22 protein-coding genes, 1 pseudogene and 1 riboswitch are annotated in these 22,202 nt (G+C 71.6%); of the genes and pseudogenes, 15 read left to right on the plus strand and 8 right to left on the minus strand.

From position 1 onward, the window contains the following. Positions 1-4: 4 nt before the first annotated feature. The 4 genes from yjjJ to ASF44_RS13530 form a co-directional block, all read right to left on the minus strand. Complete coding sequence (gene yjjJ, locus ASF44_RS13515; protein ID WP_056899751.1) at positions 5-1,351, minus strand: type II toxin-antitoxin system HipA family toxin YjjJ; 1,347 nt, start codon at positions 1,349-1,351, stop codon at positions 5-7. 85 nt (positions 1,352-1,436) lie between these two features. After that, positions 1,437-2,690, minus strand: a complete 1,254-nt coding sequence (locus ASF44_RS13520) for a D-amino acid dehydrogenase (RefSeq protein WP_056899752.1) — start codon at positions 2,688-2,690, stop codon at positions 1,437-1,439. Between the two features lie 110 nt (positions 2,691-2,800). Beyond that, entirely contained in the window at positions 2,801-3,310 is a 510-nt protein-coding gene (locus ASF44_RS13525; protein WP_056899753.1) for a cupin domain-containing protein, read from the minus strand. A gap of 14 nt (positions 3,311-3,324) precedes the next feature. Then, positions 3,325-5,184, minus strand: coding sequence for a diguanylate cyclase domain-containing protein (locus ASF44_RS13530; protein WP_056899754.1), 1,860 nt, complete (start codon positions 5,182-5,184; stop codon positions 3,325-3,327). A 168-nt stretch (positions 5,185-5,352) separates the two neighbouring features. On the opposite strand from ASF44_RS13530, the gene ASF44_RS13535 reads away from it, so the two are divergent. The 11 genes from ASF44_RS13535 to ASF44_RS13585 all read left to right on the plus strand — a co-directional run bounded on the left by ASF44_RS13535 (position 5,353) and on the right by ASF44_RS13585 (position 14,449). Beyond that, positions 5,353-6,405: an amino acid ABC transporter substrate-binding protein gene (locus ASF44_RS13535; RefSeq protein WP_056899755.1), complete on the plus strand. Its 1,053-nt coding sequence runs from the start codon at positions 5,353-5,355 to the stop codon at positions 6,403-6,405. 25 nt (positions 6,406-6,430) lie between these two features. Next, entirely contained in the window at positions 6,431-7,543 is a 1,113-nt protein-coding gene (locus ASF44_RS13540; RefSeq protein ID WP_235579214.1) for an amino acid ABC transporter substrate-binding protein, read from the plus strand. A gap of 71 nt (positions 7,544-7,614) precedes the next feature. Beyond that, on the plus strand, positions 7,615-8,403 hold the full coding sequence (locus ASF44_RS13545; protein WP_056899756.1) for a GntR family transcriptional regulator: 789 nt from the start codon (positions 7,615-7,617) through the stop codon (positions 8,401-8,403). Then, entirely contained in the window at positions 8,400-9,194 is a 795-nt protein-coding gene (locus ASF44_RS13550; RefSeq protein ID WP_056899757.1) for a transporter substrate-binding domain-containing protein, read from the plus strand. Before ASF44_RS13545 ends, ASF44_RS13550 begins: the two co-directional genes overlap by 4 nt. Positions 9,195-9,215: 21 nt before the next feature. Further along, positions 9,216-9,878, plus strand: a complete 663-nt coding sequence (locus tag ASF44_RS13555; protein WP_056899758.1) for an amino acid ABC transporter permease — start codon at positions 9,216-9,218, stop codon at positions 9,876-9,878. 191 nt (positions 9,879-10,069) lie between these two features. Then, positions 10,070-10,723: an amino acid ABC transporter permease gene (locus tag ASF44_RS13560; RefSeq protein WP_056899759.1), complete on the plus strand. Its 654-nt coding sequence runs from the start codon at positions 10,070-10,072 to the stop codon at positions 10,721-10,723. Then, on the plus strand, positions 10,707-11,468 hold the full coding sequence (locus tag ASF44_RS13565) for an amino acid ABC transporter ATP-binding protein (protein ID WP_056899760.1): 762 nt from the start codon (positions 10,707-10,709) through the stop codon (positions 11,466-11,468). Before ASF44_RS13560 ends, ASF44_RS13565 begins: the two co-directional genes overlap by 17 nt. Positions 11,469-11,516: 48 nt before the next feature. Beyond that, entirely contained in the window at positions 11,517-11,828 is a 312-nt protein-coding gene (locus ASF44_RS13570; protein WP_056899761.1) for a type II toxin-antitoxin system RelE/ParE family toxin, read from the plus strand. A gap of 2 nt (positions 11,829-11,830) precedes the next feature. Further along, positions 11,831-12,121 carry a NadS family protein gene (gene nadS, locus ASF44_RS13575; RefSeq protein WP_056899762.1) on the plus strand — a complete coding sequence of 97 codons (291 nt, stop codon included), beginning with the start codon at positions 11,831-11,833 and terminating at the stop codon, positions 12,119-12,121. Between the two features lie 17 nt (positions 12,122-12,138). Next, entirely contained in the window at positions 12,139-13,071 is a 933-nt protein-coding gene (locus tag ASF44_RS13580) for a LysR family transcriptional regulator (RefSeq protein ID WP_056899763.1), read from the plus strand. A gap of 127 nt (positions 13,072-13,198) precedes the next feature. Continuing rightward, positions 13,199-14,449: an EAL domain-containing protein gene (locus tag ASF44_RS13585; protein ID WP_056899764.1), complete on the plus strand. Its 1,251-nt coding sequence runs from the start codon at positions 13,199-13,201 to the stop codon at positions 14,447-14,449. A gap of 12 nt (positions 14,450-14,461) precedes the next feature. On the opposite strand, the gene ASF44_RS13590 is transcribed toward ASF44_RS13585, so the two are convergent. The 4 genes from ASF44_RS13590 to ASF44_RS13605 form a co-directional block, all read right to left on the minus strand. Then, on the minus strand, positions 14,462-14,926 hold the full coding sequence (locus tag ASF44_RS13590) for a copper chaperone PCu(A)C (protein WP_056899765.1): 465 nt from the start codon (positions 14,924-14,926) through the stop codon (positions 14,462-14,464). Between the two features lie 157 nt (positions 14,927-15,083). Beyond that, positions 15,084-16,646 (minus strand): PepSY domain-containing protein, encoded by a 1,563-nt coding sequence (locus tag ASF44_RS13595; protein WP_056899766.1) that lies wholly within the window; start codon positions 16,644-16,646, stop codon positions 15,084-15,086. Positions 16,647-16,650: 4 nt separating this feature from the next. Then, a complete protein-coding gene (locus ASF44_RS13600; protein WP_056899767.1) occupies positions 16,651-18,831 on the minus strand; it encodes a TonB-dependent siderophore receptor in 2,181 nt (726 codons plus the stop codon). Between the two features lie 202 nt (positions 18,832-19,033). Further along, positions 19,034-19,396 (minus strand): DUF2946 family protein, encoded by a 363-nt coding sequence (locus tag ASF44_RS13605; RefSeq protein ID WP_056899768.1) that lies wholly within the window; start codon positions 19,394-19,396, stop codon positions 19,034-19,036. A 114-nt stretch (positions 19,397-19,510) separates the two neighbouring features. Next, positions 19,511-19,806: riboswitch (cobalamin riboswitch) on the plus strand. A 116-nt stretch (positions 19,807-19,922) separates the two neighbouring features. On the opposite strand from ASF44_RS13605, the gene ASF44_RS13610 reads away from it, so the two are divergent. From ASF44_RS13610 to ASF44_RS31045, 4 genes and pseudogenes are all read left to right on the plus strand, one after another. Next, positions 19,923-20,621 (plus strand): energy-coupling factor ABC transporter permease, encoded by a 699-nt coding sequence (locus ASF44_RS13610; RefSeq protein WP_056899815.1) that lies wholly within the window; start codon positions 19,923-19,925, stop codon positions 20,619-20,621. Between the two features lie 2 nt (positions 20,622-20,623). Beyond that, positions 20,624-21,388 (plus strand): annotated as a pseudogene (locus ASF44_RS13615) (ABC transporter substrate-binding protein); the annotation flags it as partial. 188 nt (positions 21,389-21,576) lie between these two features. Next, complete coding sequence (locus ASF44_RS31040) at positions 21,577-21,738, plus strand: addiction module protein (RefSeq protein WP_235579215.1); 162 nt, start codon at positions 21,577-21,579, stop codon at positions 21,736-21,738. Continuing rightward, positions 21,735-22,031 (plus strand): type II toxin-antitoxin system RelE/ParE family toxin, encoded by a 297-nt coding sequence (locus ASF44_RS31045; protein WP_082524757.1) that lies wholly within the window; start codon positions 21,735-21,737, stop codon positions 22,029-22,031. The genes ASF44_RS31040 and ASF44_RS31045 overlap by 4 nt, the downstream gene beginning before the upstream one ends. Positions 22,032-22,202: the final 171 nt, after the last annotated feature.

Here is a 22,202-nt window from a genome sequence, read left to right on the forward strand (position 1 = left end):
CAGGTCAGGCCGGCAACTGCGCCAGGTGCCGTGCGTTGCCCGCGGCGATGGCCCGGAAGCCTTCGGACACGCGCTCGTCCACCGCCGCCGCCTGCCAGAACGCCAAGGCCAGGGCCCTGGCCTCGCCCCAGCGCGGCAGCGTGGCAGCGGTGGGCTGCATGGGCCGCGCCGTGAAATCGCGCGCGACCAGCTCGTTGCCCACCGGCGCGTACAGCATGGGCAGCATGTCGTAGGCCGGGGCCAGCGCCCAGTCGCCGCGCGCGTCGATCAGCAGCGAGATGTTGCCGTAGTGCCGGTCGGTGTTGGCGATCAGCACGCCGTAGGCCTCCAGCAGACACAGCGTGTCGGCATCGGCGGCACGCAGCAGGTGGCGCGCCGCCATGCGCCGCGCGGTGGCGGCCCAGTTGTCCATCTCGCCCACGTATTCTGCGTCGTAGACCTGCAGCGACACCATGCCGATGCGACCGACCCGCCCGCCAGCGCCCGCAGGCACCGCGCGGTCGAAGCGCTCGGACTCCATGAATACGCGGCCGCCCGCGCGAAAGACCTGCGTGCGCGCCGCGGCGATGCCGGCGCCGGCCAGGGTGTGCAGCGCCAGGTGCTCGCAGACCAGAAGGTCGCGCAGGCGCTGGGCCACGGGCGTGTCGTCCGCCGGCGAGAACTTCACGAGCACCGGCCGGCCCGCGTTCAAGGTACAGAACTTGGGCTGCTCGCCGCCAGCCGACGAGCCCGGGTGCGTGCCCTGGATGGCCTGGTCCGCCAGGCGCGGGTACTCCGCGGCCGAATCCACGCGCGAGGCGCGCCCGGCCAGCATATGGAAGCGCTGGAACGCGGCCTCGCCCACGACCAGGTTGCCCGGCAGGTCGTCGCCGAACAGCGCCAGCGCACGCAGCACGTCGTCGTCGTTCCAATGGCGCGGGTCGTTGCCCAACTGCAGCTCGGGGTGCGCATGGGCGAAGGTACGGCCCATGAAGCCCTGCGGCCGCATGTCGTCCAGGAACCAGGGCAGGCCGTCATGCCGTGCGTGCACGCCATCGGCCTCGTCGATCCAGAACGCGCCGCCCTCCAGCGGCAGCATGCGCGCGAACGGCGACGGCCGCCCCTGGGCATCGATGCGCATGATGGGCACCTCGCGGCCCACGCCGGCCACCTCGCGCGGCAGCACGTAGCGCTGCGAGCGCGCGGCGCCGACCTTGCGCACTGTGCCGGCCTGCACCAACGGCGCCAGCGCGCGCGACATGGTGGGCTGGCTCACGCCCAGCGCGCGCTGCAACTCGGCACTGGTGGCCACGCTGCCGTGGCCGCGCAGCCAGGCGACGATCTGGTCGGACAGCGCGTCGCCGGATGCCATTGAATTTCAGATTGAATAGATAAATTCCAATCAATCTAACATGAAATCAATGGATTTTATCTCGCTGTGAATAGATACTTTGACGCTAGGCGTAACGACTCAGGCTCAGGCCTCCGGTGTCGATGGGCGGTTGGCGCCCCGCGATCCAGTCGGCCATGAGCCGGCCCGTGCCGGCCGCCATGGTCCAGCCCAGCGTGCCGTGGCCCGTCGACAGCCACAGCTTCGGGTAGCGCGTCGGCCCCAGGATGGGCGTGCCGTCCGGCGTCATGGGCCGCAGGCCGCACCAGAACTTGGCCTGCGACAGGTCGCCGCCGCGCGGGAACAGGTCGCTGACCACATGGTCCAGCGTGCGCCGGCGCACAGGCTTCAGGCTCAGGTCGAAGCCGCCCAGTTCGGCCGTGCCGCCCACGCGGATGCGGTCGCCCAGCCGTGTGACGGCGACCTTGTGCGTCTCGTCCATGACCGTGGATTCGGGCGCGCCGCTGGCGTCCGTGACGGGCAGCGTCAGCGAGTAGCCCTTGACCGGGTAGACCGGCAGCCGCAGGCCCAGTGGATGCAGCAGCAGCGGCGAGTAGCTGCCCAGCGCGACGAGGTAGCGGTCGGCCTGCAGCAGGCCGGCATCGGTGCGCACGCCCGCGATGTCGCCACCGGCCTGGTCGATGCCCTGGACGTGGACGCCCTGGCGGAACCGCACGCCCAGCCCCTCGGCGAGCCTGGCCAGGCGCTGCGTGAAGAGGAAGCAGTCGCCGGTCTCGTCGCCCGGCAGCCGCATGCCACCGACGAACTTCTGGCGCACGCCCTGCAGCGCGGGTTCGTGGCGCACGCAGCCGTCCATGTCCAGCACCTCGTAGGGCACGCCGTACTGCTTGAGCACCTCGATGTCGCCGGCCGTGCCGTCGAGCTGCTTCTGCTCGCGGAACAGCTGCAGGGTGCCCTGGCTGCGCTCGTCGTAGGCGATGCCGGTCTCGGCCCGCAGCGCCTGCAGGCAGTCGCGGCTGTACTCGGCCACGCGCACCATGCGCGCCTTGTTCACGCGGTAGCGCTCGGCCGTGCAGTTGCGCAGCATGGCGGCGCCCCAGCGCCACATGTCCGGGCTCAGCAGCGGCTGGATGACCAGCGGGCTGTGGTGCATCAGGAGCCACTTGACGGCCTTGGCCGGCACGCCCGGCCCGGCCCAGGGAGCCGAGTAGCCGGGCGAGACCTCGCCGGCGTTGGCGAAGCTGGTCTCCATGGCCGGGGCCGGCTGGCGGTCGACGACGGTGACCTCGTGCCCCTCGCGGGCCAGATAGAAGGCGGCCGTCGTGCCGATCACGCCGCTGCCCAACACCAGAACTTTCATGCCCGCCCTCCCGCGATTTCGTGTGGCGGGATTGTGGGATCGATTGCTGCGCCGCGGCAGGCCGCGGCAGCGATCCCATCGGCCATTAGCGGGGCTGATCGGCCGCGCGATCAGACCCCGCCGTGGGGGTGGGTCGGGTCCACCCACAGCACCGTGTCCGGCTTCTCCACCGGCGCGATGTCCAGGTTCACCGCCACCGCCTCGCCGTCGCTGCGGCACAGCACGCACTCCAGCGGCTCGGTTTCGCTGGCGTTGATCTCCTGGTGCGGCACGTAGGGCGGCACGTAGATGAAGTCGCCGGGCCCGGCCTCGGCCGTGAACTCCAGCCGCTCGCCCCAGCGCATGCGCGCACGGCCGCGCACCACGTAGATCACGCTCTCCAGGTGGCCATGGTGGTGCGCGCCGGTCTTGGCGTCGGGGTGGATGGTGACCGTGCCGGCCCACAGTTTGCTGGCGCCCACGCGCGCGAAGTTGATGGCGGCCTTGCGGTCCATGCCGGGCGTCTGTGCGGTGTTGCCGTCCAGCTGGTTGCCGGGCACCACGCGCACGCCGTCATGCTTCCAGCGGTCCTGCGGTTCCTGGCCGTGGTGGCGGTCGTGGTGGTCGTGGTCGTGCGCCATGGCGTTCTTTCTGTTCATTCGAAGGCAAAGGTCTTGAGCGCGCGGCGCTGGCGCTTGACGCTGTACATCGCGGCGTCGGCGTCCATCAGCACCTGCTCGGGGCTCTCCTGGCTGCCCACCAGCAGGCGGATGCCGATGCTGGCCGAGCAGCGGTGCGTGTCGCCGCGCAGGTGGTAGTCGCGCTCGATCGCGTCGAGGATCTTGTCGGCCACGGTGTTCACGTGGTCGGCCGCGGTCTTCTCGTCCACGCCGAGTTCTTCCAGCAGCACCACGAACTCGTCGCCGCCGAGCCGCGAGACGGTGTCGTGCTGGCGCACCGCGGCCTGCAGGCGCCGGCCGATCTCGATCAGCAGCTGGTCGCCCACCTCGTGGCCGAAGCCGTCGTTGACGCGCTTGAAGCCGTCCAGGTCGATGAACAGCACGCCGAAGTAGCTGCGCTGGCGGCTGCTGGACAGCTGGGCCTGGCGCAGCCGGTCCATGAGCAGGCGCCGGTTGGGCAGCCGCGTGAGCGGGTCGTTGAAGGCCATGGCGCGGATCTCGGCCTCCATCGCCTTGTGCTGGCTGATGTCGCGCGCGATCACCGAGATGCCGGCGATGCGCCCGCGCGCGTCCAGCACCGGCGAGACCGCCATCGACACATCGATCACCGTGCCGTCCTTGCGCAGGCGCTGGGTCTCGTAGGCCTGCAGGCTCTCGCCGCGCTGCACGCGCGCGGTCAGCACCGCGTCTTCGGCGCGCCGGTCCGGCGGGGCCAGCCGCACGGCCGACTGGCCCAGCATCTCGGCCTCGGTGTAGCCGAACATCTGCTGCGCGCCGCGGTTCCAGGTGGTGATGCGGCCCTGCAGCGTCTTGCTGACGATGCTGTCCGACGAGGTCTGCACGATGGCCTCGAAGCGGTTGTGCAGCGCCCGCAGCTGGCGGCGCGACCAGCGCACCTGCATGAGCCAGGCCCACAGCGTGAGCACGATGGTCAGTCCCGCCAAGGCGGCCACCATGCGCGTGTTGGCGCGCCAGCCGGCCATGGCGTCCAGCGTGGACCGGCCCACGATCACGTAGAACGGGTGGTCGCGCAGGCGCCGGTAGGCGTTGATGCGCTGGTGTCCGTCCATCGTGCCTGCGGCGTCGTACGCGCCTTCCATCGGCGCCCGCCGCACGGCCTCGCGCAGCTGCACCGAGACGCTGGCAGGCAGGCCCGTGGCCGACGGGTGGTAGTGCACGGCCCGCAGGTCTTCGGTCAGCAGCGCCGCCGCGCCGTGGCGGCCCAGGTCCACGCCCTCGAACAGCTGGTCGAACTGTGCGCCGGACATGTCTGCGAACACCACGCCTTGCAGGCTGCCCTGCGGATCGCGCACGGCGCGCGCGAACACCATGCGCGGCGCGCTGTCCGGTGCGTTCCTGACCGGCCCGACCACCACCAGCGCCGCGCGCGGCGCTGCCACGGCGCGCCGGAAGAACTCCTGCCCGCCGACATGCTCGGCGGGCCCGGGCGCCGATGCGCTGCGCAGCCGCACGGTGCCGCCGGCATCGGCGATGGCAACGCTGTCCAGCGCGATCCGGGCCAGCTGCGGCTGCTCGGCCGGCAGCGGGGCCGCAGTCCCGCCGGCGCCGCCCTGCAGCAGCGCGCCATGGCGCAGCGCGGTCAGCTGCAGGTAGACATCGATCTTGTCGAAGTTGTCGGACAGCTGCGCCTCGATCAGGCGCGCCAGGTTCTGCGTGCCCACCAGGGCACGCTCGCGGCTGCGTGCGCGGTCCGTGGCGACGGCCAGCGCCGCCAGTGCCAGCACCAGCACGATGATCAGCAGCGGACCCACGGCCGAAACCAGCCAGGGCGGCAGCGTGGGCAGGCGGGCGCGGGCACCTTCGTCAACGTTCATGCGAGTCGGTATGTGCGGGACGGAGCGGGCCATTCTAGGAGCCACTTCGGCGGGCTGGTCTTTGTCCGCCGACGCCGTGCTGCGTTAGTATTTGATTGCGCTCAACTACAAATTCTCCGAGAGATTAGAACAAAATATGCGCACATACGGAATGCGCCGGCGGCCTATATGACTGCGATCTGCACGCCTTGCGCCTTGCTGCGCCGCGTTCGTTCGCTGGCGCTGGCGGGCCTGCTGGCGCTGGCCGCGGCCGGCCCCGTGGTCGCCGGCCCCACGCTGGACGCGGTGCGCGCACGCGGGCAACTGGTGTGCGGCGTCAACACCACGCTGGTGGGTTTCTCCGCACCGGATGCGCAGGGCCGTTGGCAGGGTTTCGACGTGGACATCTGCCGCGCCGTGGCCGCCGCCGTGCTGGGCAGCGCCGAGAAGGTGCGCTTCGTGCCGCTGACGGCGCCGCAGCGCTTCGGCGTGCTGCAGTCCGGCGAGATCGACCTGCTGTCGCGCAACACCACGATCACGCTGGCGCGCGATGCGTCCATGGGCCTGCAGATGACGGCGATCGCCTTCTACGACGGCCAGGGCTTCATGGTGCCGGCCACGAGCAAGGTGCGCTCGGCGCTGGAGCTCAAGAACAAGTCCGTCTGCGTGCAGCAGGGCTCCACCACCATCCGCAGCCTCACCGAGTACGCCCGCGTGCACAAGCTCAACATCCGCCAGGTGGTGTTCGACCGCTTCGAGGATGCCAACGCCACCTACTTCGCGGGCAAGTGCGACGCCTACACCAGCGATGCCTCGCAGCTCGCGTCGCTGCGCGTGAAGTTCGCCGCCAACCCGGCCGACCACGTGATCCTGCCCGAGGTGATCGCCAAGGAGCCGCTGGGCCCGCTGGTGCGCCGCGGCGACGACGAGTGGGTCAGCATCGTGCGCTGGGTGCTCTACGGCCTGATCGAGGCCGAGGAACTGGGCGTGACGGCCGCCAACGTCGAGGCGCTCCAGCGCAGCGCGGACCCCACCGTGCTGCGTGTCGTCGGCGCGGGCGAAGACACCGGCAAGCTGCTCGGGCTGGACCGTGAATGGCTGGCGCGTGCGGTGCGCGCCACCGGCAACTACGGCGAGATCTTCGAGCGCAACCTGGGCCCCCGCACGCCCGTCGGGCTGCCGCGCGGCCTCAACAACCTGTGGAACAAGGGCGGGCTGCAGTACGCGCTGCCCGTGCGCTGAGCCACCCGTCACCGGAGGACCGACCATGCCCGAGCTGCCGTGCGTGCGCGCCGTGCCCCTGCGTCCTCTGATGCGAAGTCTGCTGCAACGCCTCCCGCGTCTTCCCCGCCTGCTCCGCCGGGCCGGCACCGCCGGCTGCCTGCTCGCCGCCGCCTGCTGGGCCGCCAGCGCGCAGGCCGGCGCCACGCTGGACGCGGTGCGCGCCCGCGGCCAGGTGGTGTGCGGCGTCGGCGACGATGCGCTGCTCGGCCTGTCGGCGCAGGCCGGCGACGGCCGCTGGGAGGGCCTGGACGTGGACATCTGCCGCGCCATCGCGGCCGCCGTGCTGGGCGATGGCGAGAAGGTGCGCTATGTGCCGCTGTCGCATACGGCGCGTTTCACCGCGCTGCAGGCCGGCGAGGTGGACGTGCTGTCGCGCAGCACCACCATCACGCTGGCGCGCGACGCGTCCATGGGCCTGCACATGACGGCCGTGGCCTTCTACGACACCCAGGGCTTCATGGTGCCGGCCAGGAGCCGCATCCGCTCGGCCCGCCAGCTCAAGGACAAGACCGTCTGCGTGCTGCAGGCCACCACCACCGTGCGCAACCTGGCCGAGTACTCGCGCAACAACCGGCTGGAACTCAAGACGCTGGCGTTCGACAGCCTGGCCGACGTCAACGCCGCCTACTTCGCCGGCCGCTGCGATGCCTACAGCGGCGACATGTCGCAACTGGCCTCGCTGCGCGCGCGCCTGGTGGCCTCTCCAGACATGCACGTGCTGCTGCCTGAGATCATCGCCAAGGAGCCGCTGGGCCCGATGGTCCGGCGTGGCGACACCGAGTGGACCACCATCGTGCGCTGGGTCGTCTACGGCCTCATCGAGGCCGAGGAGCTCGGCGTGACCCGGGCCAACCTGGAGCAGCTGCGCGCCAGCAGCCAGGAGCCGGCCGTGCAGCGCATCGTCGGCACCGGCGAGGACCTGGGCAGGCTGCTGGGCCTGGAGCGCGACTGGCTGGCGCGCGCCATCCGCGCCACGGGCAACTACGGCGAGATCTTCGAGCGCAACCTGGGCCGCGGCACGCCGCTGGCCCTGCCCCGCGGGCTCAACAGCCTGTGGAACAAGGGCGGGCTGCACTTCGCACCGCCGCTGCGCTGACCAGCGCCGCGCGCCACTCTGGTGCATCCATCTTGCATACCAGCAGGCACGCTTCCTGCTGAAGCAGGTGCATGGCCACCAGCGCATCCGAGATCAGCGAACGCATCATCCAGGCCGTCATGGCGCAGAAACTCGCCCCGGGCGCGCGCCTGGGCGAGCAGCCGCTGGCCATGCTCTTCGACTGCAGCCGCACCGTGGTGCGCGAGGCGCTCACACGGCTGGCCGCGCGCGGCATCGTCACCGTCAGCGCGCGGCGCGGCTGGTATGTGATCGAGCCCTCGGAGGACGACGCGCGCGAGGCCTTCGAGGCCCGCCGCGTGATCGAGACCGGCCTGATCCGCAGCCTCAAGACGGTGCGTCCGCCCGCACTGAAAAAGCTCAAGACGCACCTGGCGCGCGAGAAGGCGGCCGTGGCGGGCACGGACGTGGGCGCGCGCAGCTTCCTGCTCGGCGACTTCCATGTGTGCCTGGCCGAATGCCTGGGCAACACGCTGCTGGCCGACACGCTGCGCGACTACACGGCCCGCACCACGCTCATCGCCATGCTCTACCAGTCGCCCAATAACGCCGAGGCCTCATGCGAGGACCACGTGCAGATCGTCGCGGCGCTGGAGCGCGGCGACTTCGCCGGGGCCGAGGCCCTGATGCACCAGCACATCGGCGCCGTGCACGAGGCGCTGCGCCTGCCGGTGGACAACGACCCGCTAGCCCAGCTGCGCGATGCGCTCGCGCCGGTCGATGCGCCTGCGGCACAAGTCTTGCGTACAAGAACCCCGCCACGCCGCACCGCCCGGGCCGATGCACCAGCTTCGGGCGATGCGCCGGACGAACCATCCACCTACCTCGGAGCCTTGCTATGAACCGCCTCAGCCGCCGCCTCGCCCTCACTGCACTCACCGCCCTGCTCGGCGGCGCCGCCGTCGGCGCCCATGCCCAGAACGCGCTGGACAAGGTGATGGCGTCCAAAAAGATCACCATCGCCATCCCGACCGACTTCCCGCCCTACGGCTTCGTCGGCACCGACATGGCGCCCCAGGGCCTGGACATCGACACGGCGCGCTACATCGCCGACAAGCTGGGCGTGAAGGTCGAGCTGACGCCCGTCACCAGCGCCAACCGCATCCCCTACCTGCAAAGCGGCAAGGCCGAGCTGGTGATCTCCACGCTGGGCAAGAACCCCGAGCGCGAGAAGGTGATCGACTTCACCGTCGCCTACTCGCCCTTCTTCCAGGCCGTGTTCGCGCCCAAGGCCATGGCCATCAAGAGCTTCGCCGACCTGGGCGGCAAGAGCGTGGGCGTGACCCGCGGCGCCATCGAGGACCAGGAGCTGACCAAGCTCGCGCCGGCCGGCACCGACATCAAGCGCTTCGAGGACAACAACGCCACGGTCTCGTCCTTCGTCGCGGGGCAGGTGCAGCTGATCGCCACGGGTGCCTCGGTGGCCGGCAACATGATGGCCAAGAACCCGCAGCTGGGCACCGAGTACAAGCTGCTGCTCAAGGACTCGCCCAACTTCATCGGCGTGGCCAAGGGCGAGGACAAGCTGCGCCTGAAAATCAACGAGATCCTGGTCGCGGCCAAGGCCTCGGGCGACCTGGACAAGCTGGCGCAGAAGTGGCTCGGCCGCCCGGCCGGCGACCTGCCCCAGTAAGCCGACGCGAGGACCAGCGCCATGCGGATCGAACTCGACTTCGCGGCCGTGCTGTCCCAGTGGCCGCTGCTGGCCACCGGGATGCTCTGGACCATCGGGCTGACGGCAATCTCCGCGCTGCTGGGCGTGGCGCTGGGCGTGGTGTTCGCCTGGGTGCGCTCGCACGGCGCCGGATGGCTGCGCTGGGTGGTCGGCACCTATGTGGAGCTGATCCGCAACACGCCCTTCATCGTGCAGCTGTTCTTCATCTACTTCGGCCTGCCGGCCGCGGGCGTGAAGCTCAGCGCCGAGACCGCCTCGGTCATCGCCATGGTGGTCAACCTGTCGGCCTACGCCACCGAGATCGTCCGCGCCGGCATCGACGCCACGCCCAAGGGGCAGATCGAGGCCGCCGCCAGCCTGGCGCTCTCCCGCATGCAGACCTTCACGCGCGTGGTGCTGCCGCCGGCGCTCAAGAAGGTCTGGCCGGCGCTGGTCAGCCAGACCATCATCGTGATGCTGGGCTCGGCCGTGTGCGGGCAGATCTCCACGCCCGAACTGAGCTACGCCGCCAACCTGATCCAGAGCCGCAACTTCCGCGCGTTCGAGGCCTTCATCGTCGCCACGCTGCTGTACCTGGTGCTGGCCATGGCGCTGCGCCGGCTGCTGAACTGGGCCGGCCCCAAGTTCATCTACGGGAGGTGACATGAACCCACCCCGTTTGGATGTCTCACTTCGTGTAGACATCCCATACCCCTCCAGGGGCGCCGCCAGCGGCCTGGCAGGGCCAGTTCCGCGGCGTCTGCTGGCATGGCCTGCTCCGCGGCCGTCGGCCCCCCTACGTATCAGCCGGTGCCGTGGACTACGTGTCTCGCGCAGCGCCAAGGAGAACTGCGATGGTTGATTTCTCCCTCTGGGACATCCTGCGCAACCTGCTGCTCGCGCTGCGCTGGACGGTCGTGCTCTCGCTGATCGCCTTCGTCGGCGGCGGCCTCGTGGGCCTCGGCCTGCTGGTCGCGCGGCTGTCGGGCAAGCGCGGTGTCGAACCGCTCGTGGGCGGCTACGTGCAGCTGTTCCAAGGCACGCCGCTGCTCATGCAGCTGTTCCTGGCCTACTTCGGCATCGCGCTGTTCGGCATCCAGACCTCGGCCTGGGTCGCGGCCTCGGTGGCACTCACGCTGTACACCAGCGCCTTCCTCACGGAAATCTGGCGCGGCTGCGTGGCCGCCATCCCCAAGGGCCAGTGGGAGGCCGCCGACAGCCTGGCACTGTCCTTCGGCGAGAAGCTGCGCCACGTGGTGCTGCCGCAGGCCGTCAAGATCGCCGTGCCGCCCACCGTGGGCTTCCTGGTGCAGGTGGTCAAGGGCACGGCGCTCGCCTCGGTCATCGGCTTCATCGAGCTGACCAAGGCCGGCACCATGATCACCAACGCCACCTTCAAGCCCTTCGTGGTCTACAGCTGCGTGGCGCTGCTCTATTTCGTGCTGTGCTTCCCGATCAGCCTGTACGCCAAGACCCTCGAGAGGAAACTCCATGTCCGCACTGCCTGACGCCACCCTGGCCCCCATCGTCGAGATCCAGGGCCTGCGCAAGTCCTACGGCGCCAACGAGGTGCTCAAGGGCATCGACCTGCAGGTCCAGCCCGGCGAGGTCATCGCCATCATCGGCAAGAGCGGCTCGGGCAAGAGCACCCTCCTGCGCTGCATCAACGGGCTGGAGGTGTTCCAGAGCGGCAGCCTCACCGTCGACGGCAAGCCGCTGCTGCACGACGATGCCAACGCCATGCGCACGTTGCGCCAGCGCGTGGGCATGATCTTCCAGAGCTTCAACCTGTTCCCGCACCTGACCGTCGGCAAGAACGTGATGCTGGCGCCCAGCCTGGTCAAGAAGAAGGACGCCGCCGCCGGTGCCGAGCAGGCCAAAAAGTTGCTGGCCCGCGTGGGCCTGGCCGAGAAGTTCGACGCCTGGCCCGACCAGCTCTCGGGCGGCCAGCAGCAGCGCGTGGCCATCGCGCGCGCGCTGGCCATGGAGCCGGCTGTGCTGCTGTGCGACGAGATCACGAGCGCGCTGGACCCCGAACTCGTGGGCGAGGTGCTGCGCGTGGTTGAGAGCCTGGCCGAGGAAGGCATGACGCTGCTGATGGTCACGCACGAGATGAACTTCGCGCGCAAGGTCAGCGACCGGCTGATCTTCATGCACCAGGGCCGCGTGCACGAGATGGGGCCGCCGAACGAGCTGTTCGCGAATCCGCAGACGCCCGAGCTCAAGCAGTTCCTGTCCTCGCTGCACGGTTGACGGCAATGGCACTGGCATCCTGTCCGCCATTGGCGTATAAAATAGCCCATGGAGTTCATCGAGACCCCGACCTTCACGCGCCTGGTCACGGAGTTGCTGAGCGACGATGAATACCGCGCACTGCAGAACGTGCTGGTCGAAGACCCCGAGCGCGGTAACCTGGTCCGAGGCGGTGGCGGCATCCGCAAGTTGCGCCACGCGGTGCAAGGGCGGGGCAAGAGCGGTGGGGTGCGCGCGATCTACTACTGGATGAAGGACGAGCACCAGATCTACATGCTGGTGGTCTATCCAAAGTCCAGGAAGGACTCCCTGTCGGACAAGGAAGTGGCCATCCTGCGCGAACTGGTCAAGGAGCTGTGAGCATGGACAAGACACTGTTTGAAGACCTCGTCGGCAGCCTGCAGGAGGCCAAAGCCATCGCCCGTGGAACGGCAGCAGCGTCGCGGCGCTTTCACGTCACGGCGCCGGATGCCAGGGCCGTGCGCGACCGCATCGGCCTGTCGCAGAGCGAGTTCGCCAAGCTCATGCGGGTCAGCGTCAAGACCTTGCAGAACTGGGAACAACACCGCCGTCAGCCCACAGGTCCTGCTGCGGCACTGCTCACGATCGTGGCCGCAGCGCCGGACGTGGCTCTGAAGTCCTTGCATTCCTGAGCGGCAGGCCCCACCGCATGCAGGACGACCTGCACAGCCTGAGCCTGGCCGACCTGCGCCTGCTGGCGCTGCTGCTGGCCGAGCGCAGCATTACGCGCGTGGCCGAGGCCAGCGGCCAGGCCCAGCCCGCCGTGAGCCGCAAGCTGCAGCGCCTGCGCGAGCTGCTGGCCGACCCGCTGCTGGTGCGCAGCGGCGCGCGCATGGTGCTGACCGAGCGCGCCCAGACGCTGCGCGAACCCCTGCGCGAGATCATGGCCCAGGCCGCGCGGCTGGAGGCCGGCGGCAGCTTCGATCCGGCCAGGGCCGAGCGCGCCTTCCACATCGTCTGCTCCGACTGCCTGCCGCCCGACTTTTTGCCCGGCATCGTGGCGCGGCTGGCCGGCGCCGGCCCGCGCATCGCCGCCCACGTGCGGCCGGCCGACGCGGCCTTCGACCTGGCCCAGGCGCTGGACGAGGGCAGCGTGGACCTGGTCATCAACAACGACCCGCGCCCGCGCGAGGACCTGCGCATGGCCGTGCTGTTCTCCGACGAGATCGTCTGCCTCATGCGGCGCGGCCATCCGCTCGCGCAGGAGCGCCGCATCGCGCTGGCGCGCTACCTGCGCATGCGTCACCTGGCGCCGCACACCGGCGCGCAGCCGCGCACCGGCCCCATCGACGGCGAACTGGCCAAGACCGGCTACCAGCGCCAGATCGTCGCCACCGTGCCCGAATTCAACCTGGCGCCCTATGCGCTGCTGCAGAGCGACCTGGTGTTCACCACCGCCCGCCGCTTCGCCGCGCACTATGCGGCGCGGCTGCCACTGGTGATGGCGCCGGCACCTGCCGAGCTGCCGCCCATGCGCTTCTACCAGCTGTGGCACGAGCGCAGCCATGCCAGCGCGGCCAGCCGCTGGCTGCGCGCCCAGGTGCAGGCACAGGCCCAGGCCGAGGCCGCGCCGGCTGGCTGACGCTCCTGCCGACCTACAGCGGCGTCCGGCCCAGGCCGATCCCGGCGCGTGCGCGCGGCCGGTATGAATGGAACCTGGCACCTTGCCGCGGCCCTTGCCCGCGGGGCCAGACCCGGAGAGGGAGAGCATGCAGACAGCGCCAGCCAGCACCCAGGAACCGGAAGAACCGTCAGCGCCGCCCCAGGACGCCGAAGGCCTGGAGGCCATCCTGCGCATCGTGCGCCGCTACCTGGGCATGGACGTCGCGTTCGTGTCGCGCTTTCGCGAGCAGGACCGCCTGCTCGAACTGCTGGACGACGAGTCCGCCGGCCCGCTGCACCAGGGCCAGAGCATTCCGCTGACCGAGGGCTACTGCCTCAAGGTGGTGCGCGGCGAACTGCCGCAGTTCATCCCCGACACCTCGCGCGACGCCGTGGCCCGCCAGCTGCCGGCCACGGTGGAGATCCCGATCGGTTCGCACCTGAGCGTGCCCATCGTGCTGTCCGACGCGCATGTGTACGGCACGCTGTGCTGCTTCAGCTACGAGCCCAACCAGACCCTGGACGAGCGCGACGTGCAGCTGCTGCGCGCCTGCGCCGAGTTCATCGCGCTGCACTTCGAGGCCTCGGCCCGGCGCGAGCGCGACAAGGCCTACACCGCCGCCACCATGCGTGCCGTCATGGCGCAGGGCGCGCCGCGCATCGTGTTCCAGCCGGTCTACCACCTGCCCGACCTGCGGCTGCACGGCTTCGAATGCCTGTCGCGCTTCGACGCCGAGCCGCGGCGCCCGCCCGACCGCTGGTTCGCCGCCGCACACGACGCGGGCGTGGGCCTGGACCTGGAGTTCCAGGCCATCCGCAACGCGCTGGCCTACCTGGACCGCATTCCGGTCGGCCCATGCATGAACATCAACAGCTCGCCCGAGATGATCCTGTCGGGCCGCCTGCTGGCGCTGCGCGAGAGCGGCCACGACCTCTCGCGCGTGGTGCTGGAGATCACCGAGCACGCCGTGGTGCGCGACTATGCGGCGCTGTCGCAGGCACTCAAGCCTCTGCGCGCCGAAGGTGTCACGCTGGCCGTGGACGATGCCGGCGCCGGCTACTCCAGCATGCGCCACATCCTGAGCCTGGAGCCCGACATCATCAAGCTGGACATGGAGCTAACGCACGGGATCGACGCCGACCCCAAGCGCAAGGCGCTGGCCAAGGGCCTGACCAGCTTCGCGCACGAGATCGGCTCGCTGGTCGTGGCCGAGGGCGTGGAGACCCAGGCCGAGCTGCTCGCGCTGGCCCGGCTGGGCGTGGACTGCGCCCAGGGCTACCACCTGGACAAGCCGCTGGACCTCGCGCAGGCACTGGAGCGCTGCCGCGGGCCGATCGAGCACGGCCGCTGCGGCTGAACGTGCCCAGGCTCAGTGCTTGTGTTGCCCGGCCGGCGCGGCGCTGGCGTTGACGGCGCGCACGGGCGCCTGCACCTGCACCGTCTCGCGCTGGCCGTCCTTGCCTTCGAACACCAGCGTCAGCGGCACGGTCTCGCCGGCCTTCACCTGCGCGGGCAGGTCCATCAGCATCACGTGGTAGCCGCCGGGCTTGAGGTCCACGGTCTTGCCGGCCGGCAGTTCCAGGCCGGGCACCGGCCGCATGCGCATCACGTTGTCCTGCAGCGCCATCTCGTGCACCTCGACGATGGGCGCGGCCGGCGAGCTGGCGGACACCAGCCGCACGTCCTTGGCCGAACGCAGCTGCATGAAGGCGCCGGTGCCCTTTTGCTGCGGCACGGTGGCGCGCACCCAGGCGTCCTGTACGGTGACCTGGGCGTGGGCGATGCCGGCGACCAGGGTGCCGGCGGCGAGGAGGATGCGGAGCGTGGATTGCATGGAAGCCTTCTTTGCAATGGGAGTGGAGGGGGCCAGGCCGGCAGGCGGCGCTGGCCCGGGTCGCGTACGGCGAACCATACACGCTGGACGGGGCCGGGGCGCAGGCCCGGCGCGCGCACCGGTGCGCACCGGTGCATACCGGTGCATGGGCCTTGCGTCAGTCGGTGCGTGACCCGGTGCGCGCCGGGCGCAGCTTGAACCCCAGGCGGCGCCAGCCGACCACGACGCCCGTCACGCTCAGCAGCGTGCCGCCCAGGCTCAGCGCGATGAGCACGGCGTCCCACAGCGGGCGGCGTTCCAGCAGCGGCAGCCAGTCCCAGCTGTGCAGCATGGCGAACAGCCAGCGGCTGGTGCGCCGGCCGCTGTCGGTGCGGCCCAGCACGGCGCCGGTGTGCGGGTCCAGGTGCACCCAGGTGGCATGGGCGTCGTCGAACACCAGGCGCCAGACGGGCAGCGGCTTGTCGCCACCGCCGGTCATGGTGTGCGGCGCGCGGTCGTAGTAGTGCAGGTCGTAGGCCGTCAGCCGTTCCACGCGCGCCAGCGGCGCGTCCACCAGGCCGGCGGCCGCCGCGCGCAGCGCGTCGGGGTCCAGCCGCCGGGGCTGGGCGCTGCGGCTGCCGAGCAGCACCGGGCGGCCGGTGGCGCCCTGCGCGAGCACGGTGGCCTGGCCCAGCGTCCGCGCCCAGCGCAGCTCGCGCACGTCGCCCACCGCGGCATGGGCGGCGGCCAGCAGCGCGGCGGGTGCGGCGTCCTCGCTGCCGATGGCCAGCGGGCCACCCTGCAGCGCGGCGGTGCGCAGCGGCGGCGCGCCGGTGTCGAAGATGCGCCAGGGGTTCATGGACATCAGGCCGCTGAAGATCCAGGCGATGGTGACCAGCGCGAACAGCAGGCCGCTGACGTGGTGCCAGCGCATCATGCGGCCCGGGTAAGGCGAGCGCGAGCCGCTGCGGTACGGCCGGCCGAAGCGCCAGCGCAGCACCCCCACCACCGTGCCGGCCAGCGCCATGGCGATGCCCAGGATCGACAGCCCGTTCACGATGTCGGCCCAGTACGCGTCGAACACATTGCCGCGCAGCGGGTACAGCCAGTGGATCCAGGCGCCAGCGTAGTTCCACAGCCGCTCGGTGCGCGTCGCGTCGCGCACCACCTCGCCGGTGCGGCCCGAGATGTAGAGCAGCGTGCGGTCGGCGTCGGCCAGCTGCACCTTGTGCAGGGGGCGGTGCGCGTCCAGCGCGCGCGAATGCGTGAAGGCATCCTCGTCCACCGAGCCCGCGTACTGCAGGCCCGCCGCGCCGGCCGCGTAGGCGGCGGCGCTGGCCAGGGCCAGGGCCGGGTCCACGCCCTGCAGGCGCTGCCCGGTGGCCGCGTCCACGACCACCACGCCGGTGCCGCGCGGCGGCGGGCGCTGGCCGGCCGGCGCCGCTGCGCCGGTGTCGGGCACCGCCAGGTAGACCGCCTGGCCGCCGCGTGCGGCAGCCAGCCGCAGTTCCCGCAGCGGGCCGGCGATGCCGGCGGCATCCAGCGCCTGCCGCGGGGTCAGCAGCGCTGCGCCGGCCGGCAGCGGCGGCAGGTGGGCCAGCCGCTCGGCATCGGTCAGCCTGGGGTAGCCCACGTACATCATCACCATGCCGGAGACGAACCACATGGCGAAGAAGGTGCAGGCCACGATGCCCAGCCACCGGTGGGTGAGGAACAGCCAGCGCCGCAAGCGGGTCTTCATGGCGTCAGAAGCTGAGCTGCAGCGCCATGTCGGCCGTGCGCGGCGCGCCCAGGTAGGCCATGGTGCCCACGTTGGCCGCGTACACGCGGTCGGTGGCGTTGCGGATGCGGCCCACCAGCGCGGTGCGGCGGTCGATCTGCCAGGCCAGCGCCAGGTCGACCAGCGTGTAGCCGGGCCAGGCCTGGGTGTTGGCCGCGTCCGCATGGACCTTGCCGACGCGGCGCACGCCCGCGCTGCCCTTCAGGGCCGGCGTGAAGGCATGGGACACCCACAGGTTGGCCACCGTCCCCGGCGTGTTGGTCGGCGTCCTGCCCGCGAGCGAGACACCGCCCTGGCGGTAGGTCTCGTACTGCGCATCGACGACGGTGACGTTGCCCTGCACCGCCCACCGCGGCGTGGGCTGCAGCCCCAGCGCCAGCTCCACGCCCTGGGACGACTGCTCGCCCACCAGCACGGTCAGCGTGCTGTCGTTGGGGTCCTGGGTGGCGATGTTGCGGCGCGTGATCCGGTAGGCCGCCACGGTGGCCGTGCCCCTGCCCTGCCAGAAGTCCAGCTTGGTACCGACCTCGACCTGCCGGCCCGTGGTCAGCGCGCTGTTGTTGCGCACGTCGGCGAACGATGCGGTGGACAGCACGCCCGAGGGCGGGTCGGCCGCCGTGGCGTACTGCACATAGGCCATGGCGCCGGGCGCGAAGTCCCAGGCCAGGCCGACGCGGCCCGTGGTGGGCCGGTACCTGCGCGTGAAGCTGGCCGGGTTGGCGGCCGTGACCTCGCGCCGGTTCGTGAGGTCCAGCGCGATGCGCTCGTGGCGCAGCGCGGTCAGCAGGTTCAGCCCGGGCACCAGCGCCGTGCGGTTCTCCAGGTAGAGCGCGGCCGTCGTGACCTCGTTGTCGCGGTCGGGCCGCAGGCCCGGCGCCATGCCCGGGATGTCGAAGAAGTTCTCGGTGCCGAAGCGGTAGGGGTCCACCGTGCTCACCGTGGCCGGCAGGCTGTTCGGAAAGCGCGTCTGCCGGTTCACGCTCACGTCCAGGCCGCCGGCCCAGTCGCTGCGGCGGCCGGCGATGGCGCCCGCGTAGCCGGCCTCGATGCGGTCGCCGACGAGGCGCTGGTCGTGCCGCTGCAGCAGCGCGGCCGAGCGCACCACGGCGGTGTTGCCGGCATTGAAGCGGTAGGTCTCCACGTTGCGGTAGTCGCGCAGCGCGTCGTAGACGTAGAAGGTGTTCTTGAGCTTCAGCGCCTCGTTCACGCGCCAGTCGGCGATGGAGCGCAGCCACTGCACGCGCTGGCCGTAGAAGCCGTCGGCGCTGTTGTAGTTCCTGCCGACGGTGCCCTCGTCCACGCGCAACGTGCCGCCCAGGGGAGTCAGCAGCGGTGTGCCCCAGTAGGGCCGGTCGACCTGCTCGCGCTGGTACTCGTAGGCCAGCGTGTGCGTGAAGCCGCCGCCCAGGTCGGACCGCAGCGAGGTCGCCAGCTGGGTGGCGCGCCGGTCCGTGCCGTCGGTCCAGGCGCCGCCGCGGCTGTGGTTCAGGTCGATGCGCGCGTAGTGGCTGCCGGCGCCCATGCCGTCGCCGGCGATGCGCCGGTTCAGGCCGAACGACGCCTCCTGGAGACTGTCGCTGCCCAGGCGCAGCCGCGCCTCGGAGATGTCGCGGCGCTCGGCCAGCTTGGTGATGACGTTGATCGTGCCGCCCACGCCGCCGGCGCCATAGAGGAAGCTGGACGCGCCGCCGATGGCCTCGACGCGGTCGACGATCCAGCTGTCCACCGGTCGGGCGGCGATGGCGTATTGCACGTGGATGCCGTTGAACAGCTGCGACAGCGAGCCCGCGCCAAAGCCGCGGTAGCTCACGCCGATGCTGCCGGGTGCGTCGTGGGCGGTCACGCCGGGGATGGCGCGCAGGATCTCCTGCGTGTTCTGCGCGCCGCGGGCGTCGATGGCCGTGCGGTCCACCACGGTCACGCTGGCCGGCGTCTCGCGCGGCGTCAGGCCCAGGCGGCTGGCGGTGTCCGAGGGCGTGTCGAGGTTGAGCGTGCCATTGGCATCGGGCACGGTGGCGCTCACGCGCACGGCGGGCAAGCTGGCGGCCGCGGTCTGCGCTTGGGCGGGCGCCGCCAGCGCGGCCAAGGCGCTGGACAGGCCCAGGGCCAGCGCACGGCGGCGCGACGGTGGGGAGGTGTGGAACATGGAAATCGTCTCTCTCTGGATGCCGGCGCGCGGCGCGGTGTCTGCCTGGCGTGGCCGTTCGCAGCGGTGGCGGGCGGCGGCCATGCGGACCGGCGCCCTGCGGCCACCGCGCGACTGGCCCCGCACGAAGTCGCCGCGGCGTGGGCCTGCGGCGACGGACGGGCGCGCGCGCCCGTGCGGGCGTCACGCGTGTCGAGCGGAATCAGGCCAGGGAGGGAGGGCCGCGCGGCGGCAGCGGCGCGCCGGCCAGCGCCGCGATGTGGGCCGCCACCGCGGGCCGCAGCGCATGGGCCAGCGGCTGCGGGGGCGCGCAGTCGGCCCGGTGCGGCGCCGGCGGCAGCGTGGCCGCCAGGCACATCGGGCAGTCGAGGGTGTGGTGCACGGCGGCGGCATCCTGCTCGCCCGCGCTGCCCAGCGGGATCAGCTTCACGCCACCACTGGCCGAGCAGACCAGCTCCATGGCCTGGGGCTGCACCATCGGCGACGCGACGGCCACGCCCACGGCCAGCACGAACCACGCCAGGACGAGGCGGGCCAGCAGCGTGGAGCGGCGCAGCAGATGCATGGGCGGCGATGATACGTGCGGCCTGCGGGCGGCGCCCCTGGGCAATTTGCCCCAGGCCCCGCGTTGCGCCGCAGCGCGCTGGCTATACTCGCCGCGCCCTGCGGAACTCCTTCCCGGGGCATCCGTGCGACAGGTGTCCGCATGCCCTGCATGCGGAGTAAACGGGAACGGGGTGAAGGCCGCAGCCACAGCGAGGCGCGCGCCCATGCCCCGGCTGCCCCCGCAACGGTAAGCAAGCGACAACGCCGTTCGTCCGCCAGGCTGATCCCTCAGCCGGGCGGGCCGTCACTGGGCTCCCACGTGGTCTGCGACAGCAGATGCGCGGCGGGCCTGGGAAGACGCGGCGCCGGCAGGGCCCAGCGCCCTGCCCCTTGCGAGCCCGGAGACCGGCCTGGCGCGTTCGTGCATGCCCAGCATGCGAAAGCCAGCCGTCTGCGGGGTGCAGACAGCGGCGCGACGCCGCACGCGCGCATGGCCGCGGCGGCCCGCGTTGCTGTCGCTGCGGGCGGCCCACCGGGAGTCCCGCATGCACATCGAACCCGGCGTCGTCGACGGCGCCAAGATCGTCCTGAGCTACGCCACGGCCGCGGCCGCCCTCGGCCTCGCGGCCTGGATGGCGCGCCAGGATGCGCGCGCCGACGCCCGGCGCGGCGGCTGGCCCGCGCTGCTGGCGCGCAGCGTGCTGACCAGCCTGGCGGTGTTCTGCTTCTTCGAGGTGTTGCCGCACGAGCCGGTGGGCGTGTCCGAGGTGCACCTGATCCTGGGCTCCACGCTGTTGCTGCTGTTCGGCGCGGGTGCCACCGCCATCGGGCTGGCGGCGGGCCTGCTGGCCCAGGGCCTGTTCTTCGCGCCGGCCGACCTGCCGCAGTACGGCATGAACGTCACCACGCTGCTGGTGCCGCTGTACGCCATCGCGCAGCTGGCCCGGCGCATCGTCCCGGCGCGCACGGCCTACGTGGACATCCGCTACCGCCAGGCGTTGGCGCTGTCGCTGGCCTACCAGGGCGGCATCGTGCTGTGGGTGGCGTTCTGGGCGCTGTACGGGCACGGCGTGGGCGCGGCCACGCTGGCCGAGGTCGGCCGCTTCGGCCTCGCCTACATGGGCGTGGTGCTGCTGGAGCCGCTGATCGACCTGGGCGCGCTGTGGGTGGCCAAGACGCTTTGCGGCCTCACGCGCGGCCGCCTGTTCACGGCGCGGCTGCACGCGGCCGCCACGCCGGCCTGACCGTGCTCGCGCGCCCGCCGGCCGCCCTGCTGATCGCGCTGCTGTTCCAGGGCGGCCCGGGCGCCGTTCCGGCCTTCGCGGCGCCCGCTGCCGACCTGCCACCGCGCCCCGCCAGGGCCGCACCGGCCACGGCCTGGCGCATCGTCTCGCTGCAGCCCTCGCTGACCGAGACGGTCTGCGCGCTCGACGCCTGCGACCGCCTGGTCGCCATCGACCGCTACTCCGACTGGCCGCCGAGCGTGCAGCCGCTGCCGCGCGTGGGCGGTCTGGCCGATGCCGACATCGAGCGCATCCTCGCGGCCCGGCCCGACCTCGTGCTGCTGCGCCCGCGCAACCGCGTGGCCGAGCGGCTGCGCGAGCTGGGCCTGAACGTGCTGACGCTGGACGGCAAGTCCCACGCCGACATGCGCCGCAACATGGAGACCGTGGCCCAGGCCATCGGCCAGCCCGGCGCGGGCGAGGCGCTGTGGGCGCGCACCGACGCCCGCCTGGACGCGCTGCGCCAGCGGCTGCCGCCGCACTGGCAGGGCAAGCGGGTGTACTTCGAGCTGCACGGCGGCGTGGTCGCGGCCGGCGAGGCCTCGTTCATCGGCGAGACCTTGGCCCGCCTGGGCCTGCGCAACGTGGTGCCGGCCAGCCTGGGCGCGTTCCCCAAGCTGGGGCCGGAGTACGTGCTGCGCGCCGACCCCGACCTGCTGATCGTGCACGACATGCCCGGCGCGCCGCCGCTGGAGGCCCGGCCGGGCTGGCATGCGATGCGGGCCGTGCGCGAGGGCCGGTATTGCCGGATCGCCGAGCCGCGCTTCGACGTGCTGGTGCGGCCGGGGCCGCGCATCGACGAGGCCGCGCAGGAGGTGCTGGCCTGCCTGGCGGCGGTGGACCGGCGCGTGGCGACCCCGTCACCGAACTCGTGCAGCGCGGCCGCGCACTCGACCCACAGGACCGCGAACGCCTGGTGGACCAGTTGCTGGAGTCGCTCAACGAACCTGCGGCCGCGCAACTGGACGCGGCGTGGGAGGCCGAGATCGGGCGGCGCCTTGCCGAGTACGACCGCGGCGAAGTGACGGCCGTCGACGCCGAAGAGGTGTTCGCCAAGGCCCGGCGTCTGGCGCAGTGACCAGAGTCCGGTTCCTGCCGGCGGCAGAGATCGAACTCCTGCGCGAAGTCGCCTACTACTCGAAAGCCCGCTCCGGAACGGGCGTGCGCTTCAACGCAGCTGTCCTGGCTGCCGTGTCACGCATTGCCCACCACCCACGTGGCGGCGCGCCCTCCTACCTGGGCACACGAAGCACCTTGGTCAAGGGTTTCCCGTTCTCGATCGTATACCGGGTAGCGGACGGCGACGTGCTGGTCGTCGCTATCGCACCCCACCGCATGCGCCCGGACTATTGGGCTTCGCGGGTGACGTAGCACCAGCGCGCGGCTTCCTGGTGCTTCAGGCGGATGCGGACCGTCTTTAAGGCAGCGTTCAGCACGTCGCTCGGAACAGCCGAACCGCTGTGAGCTTGCGCTCATCCGCGAGCCCATCCACGGTCTATGCAGCCCCATTGCCCCCGGGCCCTTGAGCCTGACGTCGACCTG

It is taken from the genome of Pseudorhodoferax sp. Leaf274 (assembly GCF_001422445.1).
Classification (GTDB): domain Bacteria; phylum Pseudomonadota; class Gammaproteobacteria; order Burkholderiales; family Burkholderiaceae_C; genus Pseudorhodoferax.